Annotated in this window: 9 protein-coding genes, 15 tRNA genes and 2 rRNA genes; 20 read left to right on the forward strand and 6 right to left on the reverse strand. The window is 34.9% G+C overall.

Annotated elements, in window-relative coordinates; genetic code table 11:
* The 17 genes from AC4G3L_RS06975 to AC4G3L_RS07055 all read left to right on the forward strand — a co-directional run.
* A 23S ribosomal RNA gene (locus tag AC4G3L_RS06975) occupies positions 1-118 on the forward strand; the annotation flags it as partial.
* 133 nt (positions 119-251) lie between these two features.
* Positions 252-368 (forward strand): 5S ribosomal RNA (gene rrf / locus AC4G3L_RS06980).
* 12 nt (positions 369-380) lie between these two features.
* Positions 381-455 (forward strand) — tRNA-Asn (locus tag AC4G3L_RS06985).
* Between the two features lie 3 nt (positions 456-458).
* Positions 459-550 (forward strand) — tRNA-Ser (locus tag AC4G3L_RS06990).
* A gap of 16 nt (positions 551-566) precedes the next feature.
* Positions 567-641: transfer RNA gene (locus AC4G3L_RS06995), tRNA-Glu, on the forward strand.
* A 9-nt stretch (positions 642-650) separates the two neighbouring features.
* Positions 651-726, forward strand: a tRNA-Val gene (locus AC4G3L_RS07000).
* A 28-nt stretch (positions 727-754) separates the two neighbouring features.
* Positions 755-828: transfer RNA gene (locus tag AC4G3L_RS07005), tRNA-Met, on the forward strand.
* Positions 829-834: 6 nt separating this feature from the next.
* A tRNA-Asp gene (locus AC4G3L_RS07010) sits at positions 835-911 on the forward strand.
* A 16-nt stretch (positions 912-927) separates the two neighbouring features.
* Positions 928-1,003 (forward strand) — tRNA-Phe (locus AC4G3L_RS07015).
* A 44-nt stretch (positions 1,004-1,047) separates the two neighbouring features.
* Positions 1,048-1,120: transfer RNA gene (locus AC4G3L_RS07020), tRNA-Thr, on the forward strand.
* An 11-nt stretch (positions 1,121-1,131) separates the two neighbouring features.
* A tRNA-Tyr gene (locus tag AC4G3L_RS07025) sits at positions 1,132-1,215 on the forward strand.
* A gap of 7 nt (positions 1,216-1,222) precedes the next feature.
* Positions 1,223-1,296: transfer RNA gene (locus tag AC4G3L_RS07030), tRNA-Trp, on the forward strand.
* Between the two features lie 5 nt (positions 1,297-1,301).
* Positions 1,302-1,377 (forward strand) — tRNA-His (locus AC4G3L_RS07035).
* A 53-nt stretch (positions 1,378-1,430) separates the two neighbouring features.
* Positions 1,431-1,505: transfer RNA gene (locus tag AC4G3L_RS07040), tRNA-Gln, on the forward strand.
* Positions 1,506-1,513: 8 nt separating this feature from the next.
* Positions 1,514-1,588: transfer RNA gene (locus tag AC4G3L_RS07045), tRNA-Gly, on the forward strand.
* Positions 1,589-1,599: 11 nt separating this feature from the next.
* Positions 1,600-1,673: transfer RNA gene (locus AC4G3L_RS07050), tRNA-Cys, on the forward strand.
* A gap of 7 nt (positions 1,674-1,680) precedes the next feature.
* A tRNA-Leu gene (locus AC4G3L_RS07055) sits at positions 1,681-1,762 on the forward strand.
* A 137-nt stretch (positions 1,763-1,899) separates the two neighbouring features.
* Here AC4G3L_RS07055 and AC4G3L_RS07060 read toward each other — a convergent pair.
* Both AC4G3L_RS07060 and AC4G3L_RS07065 read right to left on the reverse strand, forming a co-directional pair.
* Positions 1,900-3,012, reverse strand: a complete 1,113-nt coding sequence (locus tag AC4G3L_RS07060; protein WP_491076262.1) for a site-specific integrase — start codon at positions 3,010-3,012, stop codon at positions 1,900-1,902.
* Between the two features lie 111 nt (positions 3,013-3,123).
* Positions 3,124-3,450 carry a DUF771 domain-containing protein gene (locus AC4G3L_RS07065; protein ID WP_491076263.1) on the reverse strand — a complete coding sequence of 109 codons (327 nt, stop codon included), beginning with the start codon at positions 3,448-3,450 and terminating at the stop codon, positions 3,124-3,126.
* Between the two features lie 314 nt (positions 3,451-3,764).
* Between AC4G3L_RS07065 and AC4G3L_RS07070 the strand changes: the two genes are divergently transcribed.
* Complete coding sequence (locus AC4G3L_RS07070) at positions 3,765-3,959, forward strand: hypothetical protein (protein WP_491076264.1); 195 nt, start codon at positions 3,765-3,767, stop codon at positions 3,957-3,959.
* Positions 3,960-4,343: 384 nt separating this feature from the next.
* On the opposite strand, the gene AC4G3L_RS07075 is transcribed toward AC4G3L_RS07070, so the two are convergent.
* The 4 genes from AC4G3L_RS07075 to AC4G3L_RS07090 form a co-directional block, all read right to left on the reverse strand.
* Positions 4,344-4,946, reverse strand: a complete 603-nt coding sequence (locus tag AC4G3L_RS07075; RefSeq protein WP_491076265.1) for a hypothetical protein — start codon at positions 4,944-4,946, stop codon at positions 4,344-4,346.
* Between the two features lie 1,413 nt (positions 4,947-6,359).
* Entirely contained in the window at positions 6,360-7,079 is a 720-nt protein-coding gene (locus AC4G3L_RS07080; protein WP_491076266.1) for a hypothetical protein, read from the reverse strand.
* A 2-nt stretch (positions 7,080-7,081) separates the two neighbouring features.
* Complete coding sequence (locus AC4G3L_RS07085) at positions 7,082-7,267, reverse strand: helix-turn-helix domain-containing protein (protein ID WP_491076267.1); 186 nt, start codon at positions 7,265-7,267, stop codon at positions 7,082-7,084.
* Entirely contained in the window at positions 7,251-8,027 is a 777-nt protein-coding gene (locus AC4G3L_RS07090; RefSeq protein ID WP_491076268.1) for a rolling circle replication-associated protein, read from the reverse strand. The genes AC4G3L_RS07085 and AC4G3L_RS07090 overlap by 17 nt, the downstream gene beginning before the upstream one ends.
* Positions 8,028-8,922: 895 nt before the next feature.
* On the opposite strand from AC4G3L_RS07090, the gene AC4G3L_RS07095 reads away from it, so the two are divergent.
* The gene (locus AC4G3L_RS07095; protein WP_491076269.1) at positions 8,923-10,932 is read left to right on the forward strand and encodes a type I restriction-modification system subunit M; all 2,010 of its coding nucleotides are present in this window, start codon (positions 8,923-8,925) and stop codon (positions 10,930-10,932) included.
* On the forward strand, positions 10,932-12,155 hold the full coding sequence (locus tag AC4G3L_RS07100; RefSeq protein ID WP_491076270.1) for a restriction endonuclease subunit S: 1,224 nt from the start codon (positions 10,932-10,934) through the stop codon (positions 12,153-12,155). Before AC4G3L_RS07095 ends, AC4G3L_RS07100 begins: the two co-directional genes overlap by 1 nt.
* Positions 12,156-12,180: the final 25 nt, after the last annotated feature.

Genomic DNA, 12,180 nt, shown 5'->3' on the forward strand with positions numbered 1-12,180 from the left:
GATTTCCCATAGCGCAAGCTAGTAAGAACCCTGAAAGATGATCAGGTTGATAGGTCCGAGGTGGAAGTGTGGTGACACATGGAGCTGACGGATACTAATCGTTCGAGGACTTAACCAAATGATTCAAAACGCAACTTGCCGAACCTACATTATCCAGTTTTGAGAGAATAAAAAAGATGAAATTTCTTTAAAAAAACTCTTGAAAAATGTCAGAAATGCAATTATAATAATAAATGTTGCTGACAAAATCGTCTGGTGACGATAGCGAAGAGGCCACACCCGTTCCCATTCCGAACACGGAAGTTAAGCTCTTCAGCGCCGATGGTAGTTGGGACGCGAGTCCCTGTGAGAGTAGGACGTCGCCAGGCATTATAAATTATTCCGCAGTAGCTCAGTGGTAGAGCATTCGGCTGTTAACCGAACGGTCGTAGGTTCGAGTCCTACCTGCGGAGCCATATGGAGAGCTGTCCGAGAGGTCGAAGGAGCACGATTGGAAATCGTGTAGACGGTCAACGCTGTCTCAAGGGTTCGAATCCCTTGCTCTCCGCCATAATAACTTACTAAATGGCCCCTTGGTCAAGCGGTTAAGACACCGCCCTTTCACGGCGGTAACACGGGTTCGAATCCCGTAGGGGTCACCACTTAAAAATGGAGGATTAGCTCAGCTGGGAGAGCATCTGCCTTACAAGCAGAGGGTCGGCGGTTCGATCCCGTCATCCTCCACCATAATATTCTAGTATCACATTCACATTGGCGCGGGGTGGAGCAGTCTGGTAGCTCGTCGGGCTCATAACCCGAAGGTCGCAGGTTCAAATCCTGCCCCCGCAATAAAATGGTCCGGTAGTTCAGTTGGTTAGAATGCCTGCCTGTCACGCAGGAGGTCGCGGGTTCGAGTCCCGTCCGGACCGCCATTTACATAATGAAGTTGGCTCAGTAGCTCAGTCGGTAGAGCAAAGGACTGAAAATCCTTGTGTCGGCGGTTCGATTCCGTCCTGAGCCACCATTATAAATTAAAATTTAAATAATATAATCTCATTTAATTATTATGCCGGTGTAGCTCAATTGGTAGAGCAACTGACTTGTAATCAGTAGGTTGGGGGTTCAAGTCCTCTTGCCGGCACTCTTAATAACGGAGGGGTAGCGAAGTGGCTAAACGCGGCGGACTGTAAATCCGCTCCTTCGGGTTCGGCAGTTCGAATCTGCCCCCCTCCACCATTCATATAGGGGCATAGTTTAAAGGTAGAACAGAGGTCTCCAAAACCTCCAGTGTGGGTTCAATTCCTACTGCCCCTGCCAACATGGCGATTGTGGCGAAGTGGTTAACGCATCGGATTGTGGTTCCGACATTCGTGGGTTCGATTCCCATCAGTCGCCCCATTTTTTTAATTAATTTAAATAATAGCTTATATTACCTAATAAATTTTAATTGTTGGGCTATAGCCAAGTGGTAAGGCAACGGACTTTGACTCCGTCATTCGTAGGTTCGAATCCTGCTAGCCCAGCCAACCTATATGCGGAAGTAGTTCAGTGGTAGAACATCACCTTGCCAAGGTGGGGGTCGCGGGTTCGAATCCCGTCTTCCGCTCCAACGAATATATTGGCGGCATAGCCAAGTGGTAAGGCAGAGGTCTGCAAAACCTTTATCACCGGTTCAAATCCGGTTGCCGCCTCCAAAATCATGCCGGTGTGGCGGAATTGGCAGACGCGCACGACTCAAAATCGTGTTCCGTGAGGAGTGTCGGTTCGACCCCGACCACCGGTATCATTAGATTAATTTTTGCCAAGATTAATCAATCTAGAAAGCTCATGAATCCTTGATATAAAAGGGTTTGTGAGCTTTTTTCATTTTATATGAATCAGATAGAAAACGATATGTTTTTAAACCATTTTACACATTTTTTACACAACCATGGACTCAAATGTCTTTATTGTTATTTGTTCATCTTGTAGACGTAATTCCTTTAGAACATGTGTGTATTGCTTCAGTGTAGTTTCAATGTCACTGTGCCCTAGTCGTTCACTCACATAGTGGATAGAGGCTTTTTTGTATAGAAGTACACTTGCGTGAGTATGCCGTAATCCATGAACTGTTATTGGTTCAATATTTAACTTATCCAGTTGATTTTTCAGCAACTTATTAGCGTTGGTATTACTGATGACTTTATACTTTGAAGACGCACTGTAGAACACTAATTGATGAATATTGGTGGGAGTTGTATTGAACAACTTTTTAAAATGGTCCATTGTTAATGGATCCATTATAATGATTCGATTCGACTGTTCATTCTTAGGTGGACCGAAACCTTCTGGAGAGCTTTTCTTATATCCCCAAGTTTTATTGATGTTGATGGTATTATTATCGAAGTTGAAATCTTTTCTGGTTAAGCCTACAAGTTCACCAAAACGCATTCCGGAAGTTAATCCAAGAAGAAGGAGGGAATATCCTAATCCTTCGTTAATTTTACTCAATATGCTAAGTAGTAGCTGCTGGCTTTCGTGATAGCTCAAATGTTTTTCTACTGACTTTTTTGCTTGAACTGTCCAAGGTGGTTTTGTATTTCTAGTGAAATCAATATGGATTATTTGTTCCTCTAGAGCATCCTTTACACTTGATTTAATGTGGCCATGTACTTTAGCAACAGTTTCCTTTGCTTTATCGGATCCAAACCAATTCAAGAATTTTTGATAATCATCTCTTTTGATATTTTGAATAGGTGTATCCAAAAAATACTCTTTAACCGCATTTAGAGAGTATTCATAATGTTTCATAGTAGTCGAACTGATTATCGGAGCTTTATATAGTTCAATCCAGTTTTTAAGGTATTCATGGAAAGGAATCCTTTTCAAGATAGGATTAAACCCTTTAGCTAGTTGGGCTTCTACTTCTGCAGCTGCTATCTGTGCCTCTTTTTTAGTGCGGAAACCTCCTTTTCGTATAGGCTTTTGTTTTCCACTCACAATGTGACTAACTGTATATTGATAAGTTTTTCCTCTTTTTGTTATGATTGCCATAATTCCACCTCTTAAATTAAATAGATAAGGGTGGTCAGTGGGTCACCCTTATCATATACAATGTTGTAAAGTTTTGTATAGCTGAATGAAATTTCATTTAGCTATTTTATCTCATTGTGAGAATATTTTTTGAAAGTAATCATCTAAAAACTCAGCCATTTTTATGGCATGAAATGACCATGATTGACCTTTTGACTTTGGATAGAATACAAATCCATCTTGATCAACATCAAGCACTTTTCTAAATTTCGACGGATAAAGTATGTTTTCTTTAATCCATTCATGTTTACGATTAATCCGGTTTTCAAGATCTTTCATTGTCCAATAAACACCCTTTAACTGTTGCTCCTTAAATTCTTGTAGCTCTATTTTTGAAATGATTACTAGATCAGGGGGGATAGAGATTGTTAGATCAATTGATAATTCTTGCTGGCTCATAAATATTTTACCTCCTACACTATCGTTATCTTAGATTAGTAATCAATAGTGATTTATAGTGATTTCTAATATTATTATAGCTCCAGGCTATGTCAATTAGCTAAGTTGATAGGAGTGTGACAGCGAAGGTTTAAAGTTGGTATAGGTAAGGAATATCATGTATTTGAAACCTAATATATATTTTTGAGAAAAAGCTTTAATTTTCTTTAAAATCCTTGAAAATCCTATAGAAGATGTTAATTTTTAAAAAAATTTTGTGAGGTAGTAGGTTATAAGAAAGCCTTCGGCTACTAAAGTTCGGTGCCCCACCCCTGTTGAAGATGGGTAGGGAGATTGGATATAGGGTAACTGAAAAGGAAGTAACAGTACGGACATTTGGAAATCTAAATGTTGAAAGGCTTGTAAGGAAGGCTGCTCAGATAGAACTTTGTTGGGATTTTAAACCATCAAAGGAAGAAATGCAGTTTGATGATAGAATAGAGGAGTTTAAGAAATATCCTAAAGGCTGAAGAGTAAAAGCAGATGGTCAAGTAATTACAAGTGACTGAGTCTCTTGTTTTCAATTAGTCTGACATTAATTAAGGGGAGATCAGCAGATGTCTATACATAATTATTATTCAATAATATATAAAGAGGATGGAGCTGACATAGTTAGCTTTCCTGATATTGAAAACTGCTTTAAGATGCTGGTACACTTACAGGGTCAAAATAGGGGTTCAGTACGAAAACATTATTTTAACTCTTAATCATTTTGAATGTGAAAAGTTTATTAAAATTAATTGATAGAGGCATACATGTAAAAGCAACATGTTTTGGGTGTATGGAACTAAATGTTGAAAATAAAAAGAGGACAATGTTTAATCCTCTTTCATTTTCGAATTTATTAAATAAAACTATTTGACGATGCTTGCAACGATTTCTTGTTCACGTTTTAGGTCGATACTTTCAACTTGTTCTAAAGTAAATGGATATATCACGTCGGATGTTATTATTGCTAATCCGACGTCATCTTTTAGAGGGAAATCATATTCAACCATATAGTCGAGAAACCATCCAAAAACATCAACAACTATGCCAATCCCCACGCTATAAACATTATTTTTTACGAGGACTGGAGTTCCTATCATTTTTTCTTCTGCTAAATACCTTATTGGTTTGATAGATCTATCGACGTTTTTATAAACCTCTTTGTAAAAAGCTTCTTCTTTATCTCGTTCTAAAATGCCGGGAAGGACATCTGACCTCCATTTATTTTGCCAAAATTCAAGGTCAATCCGTTGAACTTGTTCTAAAGGAAGTTGTTCGTAACCTCGGTTTGTTTTTACTATGAATTCAATATCTTCCTTAAAGGGACTTTGAACTACATCAATTATTACACCTATTCCACTCATAACATTTGGCTTTGTAACACGGAGATTATCAAGATGTTCAAAGTATAGTAACGATACTGCTTTTCCTATCATTTGTTCTGCTTCTTCTGATTTTATGGTTTTCATGATTTAGTTTCCTTCCGTTTTTTACTGCTATCTACCTAATTTTAGTATATAACTAAATATAAAAATACCTCTAAATAAAGAAAATTATTAAAAAATAGTGAAAAAATGTCATAATCTCGATTTGTCATCATTGTTCTTATAAAAATGACACTATAGAACATTGAAATTCTAGTAAATAAAGCAAATAGCAATAACACTTGGCTGATAAGGTTAAAGGCCGTTAAAGAATTTGGAAAATACAACTGTCAATAGACTAGAGACGTAATCACTAGAATTACCGTACATGATAGAGCGTTTAAACGACTTAGAGAATAGAGAAGAATGATTCGGAGATTGATGCTATTATCAATAAGGCCTTAGCTCATATTGAAAACGAGAACACAGGGAAGCTACGTGATGTATTCCGAAACATCGACTTCAATAGTGAATCGATTCTCGGTAAAGCAGCTGAACGCCATGCTCTGGAAGTAGTAAAAGAATGGAATAATGAAAAGAATAGGGATTTAACACCGGATGATGTAACATTTGGAACTGATAAAATATCGCATACCTCACATAAGCACCCGTCCAGTATCATAACTACCACGTCACCTACATTACCATTCCATTACGCTGAAAGTGTTAAATGCTAAACTAAATAGGTTAATAACAAAGATTGTCCACCATACCACTTTTATAGGGAGATTCAAATGTTTCCAATGTTCCCCGAGCTGATATTCTTTCAATTAAATCATGTAGCAAGTAATAAGGAAAGGTATACACCAATCTAACCACCCATGGTATTTACTTATGGAAGGGTACCGTTCAGACACCATAATAGACTTCTAATTCTAGATTGTTTTTTGCATCAATCAATGATAATAAGTTCATAGTGACCCACCTTAGAAATGCATTTTAAAATAATTACATTTTTAGGTATATTATATCAAAAAATGAATTTGGTGGTAAAATCGAGTTATATTGTTAAAGTGAAGGATGAACGGAAAGAAAGGATAGTTATCCAGTTATATGGGATATTTTTTTAGTACTTTGATGCATTCATTACCTAGTTACGGGGAAACGTATCATTGAATTAAAACTTCAGAAATAAGATCATAAAACTATCTATAAGATAATAGTAACTAAGGGGGACATAGAAAGAGGGCTTTTTACCTCCTTAGAGGCTACTATACATTTCAATCTTTCACATGCAAAAAGTTAGCCTAATGATGCAAAAGTAGACTCTACCTATTTATAAAAATAATTCATAAAAATGGAGAATAAGTATACCTCAGACTACTAAACATAGGGTAATATTGCATTATTTATTTAAGAGTCTTTGATCGTCTCCTGTTGTGAGGAACCTAGCATTTAGTAGTTATATGTTAGTGGGATAAAAAAAGAACTCAATGAAAGAGCTCTTTTGAAGTGTTCTTAACGAAAACGATTGATATTGATATAAGTATCATATAGGGAGTATTCATTAGCTATTACATATCCCAAGTTATTATCATAAAATTGATTTGCATGATGTATAGGATAATCCATTAAACATAGCTCCTTACTTAAGTTTTCTGCTTCCATGTTCCATAATTCTTGGGGGTATTCAAGATTATCATGAAAAATCTTTTTGAAAGAGGGAGAGTCTGTTAGTGAAATTTTATATGCTGTAATAAAGGTAGTTAACATTTGCCGTGGGGAGGATACATTAAAATGAAGTTCATAACCCCACATCTTCTCTAAATAGTCTTCTATATCTATAGAAATATCCATTTCACCTAAAGGCAGTAATTCATGGAGCTCTAAATCTGTTGCAAGATGTACATATGCATATTTTTGCTTTTTTTGAAATTGAGCTTCTACCACTCCTAGGTACTTCATTTTTGGCCGCCTACTTAATTTTTTTAAGTGTAAGCAAAATTCTTTTGTTCTTTCTTCTACAATGTTTATATCTTTAATTGGTATCCTTAAACAAAAAGTATATAAAAACTTATCATTGATGAAATTTTTTAGAAGATTCCTCTGCAAATGTGTAATTTCTCCTAATATAGGATCTCTTTCAAATCCAAATCCATAGTTTTGATTACCTCGATTTTTATAGTCGTATATAAATACACTAGCACCGCATTCTACAAGTTTTACCTGTTCAGACATAATTAATTATTCCCCTCTATCCAAGAGGTCAAAGTATTTTTTGATACTTTAATTCTCTTTCCAATTTTGATAACATGAAATTTTCCTGAATGTACAAGTTCGTATGCTTGTTTTCTTCCGATACCGAGTATTTCTTGAATATCTTTAACGTTAAGAATGTCTGGATAATCATCATAAGTTTTGCACATATTTTAGTAACTCCTCTTCATTATTTAGATAGTAATTTTCATATTTGATTTCTCCTGAAAAAGCATTATGAAAAGTATCACTAGTTATTAATACAGGATCACAAGTAGATAGAATAGAATAAAATTCTTCAGTATTTGTGATTTCCTTTATTGTAGGCTGCAACAGATTATGTGAAGAGAGATACCGTTTATAGTTATTAAGCCTTGGATCAGCTATTCCCTTATTAAGATAGCTAGTAATCTTTTCATTATCTGTAGGATTTGATATCATGATAAATTTCCGTGAAAGTCCATACCGCCAGATATCCTGTATGGATTCTTCAGACGGCTCAATAAGATTACATAACAAATGATAATGTATAACTCCGTTACGGTTTGTATCTTGAAATTCGGTTACACCTAAATACTTAAATGCAGGAAGATTATTCTTCTTTAGATAGTGATTAAGCCTTTTTTTAAACTTGCTAAACATTTCGTTACAAAACCGTATATCAGTCAAATCTCCAACATCAGAGGGTTTGAAGGTAAGGGTGAGAAAAGCATACTCATTAGTAAAGTTACACTCTAAGAGTCTGCGTATTTTCTTTCGTGCACGATTAATACTTATCCTTTGATTATTCTCATAGCTTTCTTTGTTTTGAGTAGTGAAAGACTTTCGGCCTCCATAAGAAGTTCTATGTTGAGTTGAATGTGGGTGTACTGATTGCTGTGTAATCTCTATATAGCTTTTGCTAGAGATAACTTTCATGTAAGGTGCCATGTGATTTCTCCTTTTGATAGGTGACTGATTTCGTCAAATTAATCACTATTTATCAAGTTATATTAATTTAGATATCACTGATTTCAATTAATACACCGGTGTACTTTAAATCAATAATTCTTATCCTTATTGTATCTTCTGTTATCCACGGAAATCCAACTTGCTTAGCGGTGATACATAAATAATGCAAATGTTCTAAGAGAGGTTTTACATAGAATTTTCAACCAAGGTTATAAATACTATATATTTCGTTGATATTCTCCCGTTATTGATTATATGCACTGGAGAATGTGATGTTAGGAGTAGATTATTAAAAATATGTGTGTATTATTTACATTCTGTTATGTTATTTCAAAATATTTACAGTTTGTTTCTGGTTTAGTATAATAATAATGCATGAAGTGCGGTGACCTTTTACCGTAGCGGCAGACTCCCTGTATAAGGAGTCTGTCTTTTTAATAGTTATTCATTGATAATTTTAGATTTAAAGGAATTTATCTAAGGAAATATAGAGGTGGGAAAGCTCATATTGAGGTATCCAGTAATATTTATTAATTAATATAGTAGAAGTTGATCAACCCACCAATATCTCTTATGAATTTCCACATACACTTCCTGGATAAGTGGAAGATATTAATAATTATTGTATTGAAATAAAACAGTCTGTCTTATTAGGGCTGCTTTTTTATCTTTAATGGACGTTTAAATATATATTGAATCCCGATATAATCTTATTTGTATAAGTAATTTCTTTTACTCTTCGTTTATCGCAAAACTGTAATTGAAAATTATTAATATGTAATAATAAGGTAATAATCAACTTTTACTTATTAAGTGTGAATTTGTTATTCTTATAGTAAATAATTTTGTATTTTGTATAAGAGGGGAAAACAACATGATTAATTTTCAAGATAAAGTAAGTTTTATTTGGTCAATTGCAGAGGTATTACGTGGGCCATATAAACCAGATGACTATGGGAAGGTAATTTTACCTTTAGCAGTATTACGTCGGTTTGATTGTGTGTTAGAAAGCACAAAAGATGAAGTATTAGTAAACTTTGAGAAGTACAAATCTATGAATGAAGATGCTCGTGAGCAAATCTTAAACCGAATTGCAAAGCAGAACTTCCATAATACAAGTAAATATGATTTCAACAAATTATTAAGTGATGCTGATAATATTGCTGATAACTTACGTGACTATATTAATGGATTTTCAAAAATGGCTCGTGACATTATGGACCATTTTGACTTTAATCGACAAATTGAAAAGATGGATAACAATGATCTTCTATATTTAACGATTAAACGTTTTAGTGAGCTTGATCTTCACCCTGAGGTAGTATCAAATGTAGAAATGGGCTACATTTTCGAGGAATTAATTCGTCGGTTCTCTGAGCATGCAGAAGCAGGGGATCACTATACTCCTCGTGAAGTTGTTCGTTTAATGGTGAGCCTTCTGTTTATGCAGGATGATGATTTTTTAACGAAGCATGGATTGACACAAACATTATATGATTGTGCTGCCGGTACAGGCGGTATGGGGTCTGTTGCGCAAGAGTATTTGAAAGAATTAAATCCGACAGCTGATTTGGAGTTTTTTGCCCAAGAGATTAATGATGAGTCGTATGCGATTTGTAAAGCAGATATTTTAATCAAAGGTGAAGATGCAAGAAATATTCGATTGGGAAATACTCTTTCAAATGATCAATTTAAAGGTGATAAATTCGATTATTTAATTTCGAATCCTCCATACGGTGTCGACTGGAAATCATATCAAAAGCCAATTTTAGCTGAGCATGAAGAACAAGGCTATAATGGTCGTTTCGGTCCTGGTACACCTCGTTCTAGTGATGGCCAGTTACTGTTCTTGCTACACTTGATTTCAAAAATGAAACCAGTAACAGCAGAAAATCCACAAGGTTCACGATTAGCCATTATTATGAATGGTTCACCTTTATTTACAGGTGATGCTGGTTCCGGAGAGAGTGAAATCCGTCGTTACGTATTAGAGAATGACCTAGTAGAAGGTATTGTAGCGATGCCAAATGACTTATTCTACAATACAGGTATCTCAACGTATATATGGATCTTAACTAATAATAAAACGGCTATACGTAAAGGAAAAGTGCAGCTAGTGAACGCGGTTGACTTCTCACGAAAGTTGAAGAAAAACATGGGAAGTAAGCGTAATTACATTACTCAGGAACAAATTGATGAAATTGTACGTTTATACGGTGATTTTAAACCAGGAGAATTCGTAAAAATCTTTGATAATGAAGATTTTGGTTATCATAAAATTACGGTTGAACGACCACTTCGCTTAAATTTTGTGTTTTCAGAAGAACGTATTCAACGAGTGGCAGATCAAAAAGTTTTCCAAAAATTAATGACATCGAAGAAAAAAGGCGCTAACGGCCTTGCAGAAATTGAAGCGGGTAAAGAATTGCAAGTAAAGATTATAGAAGTGTTACGAAGCCTAGGAAGTGACACATTATATAAAAACCGTGAAGTATTTGAAAAACTCTTGAAATCGGCATTTAAAAATGAAGGTCTTACACTCAGTGCACCTGTATTAAAAGCAATACTTGCTGGACTTGCTGAACAAGATGAAACAGCGGATGCTTGCATGAAGAAAAAAGATGAAGTCGAAGCAGATACAGATTTACGTGAAACAGAAAATGTCCCGCTGAAGGAAGATATCCAAGAGTACTTCGAACACGAAGTTAAACCACATGTTCCTGATGCGTGGATTGATGAATCGAAAACAAAAAAAGGCTATGAAATTCCGTTTGCTCGACAGTTCTACAAATATAGAGCACTGCGCCCTTCAGAAGAAATTATGGATGAAATTAAAGAGCTAGATGTGACTATTGCTGAGCAGTTGAAGAAGGTGTTGCACTGATGAATACATCTGTTCCAGACTTAAATGAGAGAGTACCTAAAGGATGGAGAGTAGTACCATTAAGATGGTATCTATCATGTAAGAGTGGAGAATCCATCGATACACAGCTTGTTGAAAAAGTATCATCAGAGGATAAATCTATACCTATTATTGGTGGAAATGGAATAATGGGATATTCAAATGAAGTTAATGTTACAAATGAAACATTAAGTATCGGGCGTGTCGGAGCGTTATGTGGTAATGTCCATTATATTAATTATCCTTGTTGGATCACTGATAATAGTCTATTTATTAGCCGATATGAACTGAATAGAATAGACCTTGAATTTTTAAAATTGATCTTAGAACAGCTTAATCTAAATCAATATTCTACTTCTACAGCACAACCTTTGATAACAGGAGAGACAATTAAAAAGAGAAAAATTGCATTACCTCCTCTTGAAGTACAAAAAAGAATAGTAGCATATGTTAACCGAAAAGTTAAAGAAGTAGATAATGTTATAAATTCTAAATCGAAAATGATAGAACTTATGAATGAAAAACGCCAAGCTATGATTACAGAAGCCGTAACAAAAGGTTTAAATCCAAAGGTGGAAATGGAAGATTCAGGTGTGGAATGGATTGGGGAAATACCTAGGCATTGGACAATCAAACCTTTATATACAATCTTTAAAGAGAATAAAAATAAAAACAAAGATAATCTAATCAGTAATGTACTCTCATTAAGTTACGGTAAAATAAAGCGAAGAAATATAGAATCTAATTTTGGTTTACTTCCAGAGTCATTTGAGACATATCAAATTGTCGACTCAGATTATTTGGTATTAAGGTTGACTGATTTACAGAATGATAAAAGAAGTTTAAGGGTTGGTATAGTAACTGAACAAGGTATAATTACGTCAGCTTATTTGGGTTTAGTGAAAAAGTCGCTAATTAACTCTAAGTATGTATACTATTTATTACATTCATATGATTTAATAAAAGTTTTCTATGGTTTAGGAAGTGGAGTTCGGCAGTCAATAGGTTACATGGAATTGAAAAAACTACCGATCTTATTACCTGAGTTAGAAGAACAAAATACTATAGTAGAGTATCTTGACAATATTAGTGTCCAAATAGAGAATTTAATTAAAGATTTAAAGGTAGAAGTTCAAAAGCTTAAAGAATATCGTCAATCTTTAATATACGAAGCAGTAACCGGCAAGATAGATATAAGTATATAGAAATCGATTCTTAACGGGGGTAAAG

The organism is Bacillus sp. z33 (genome assembly GCF_058313615.1).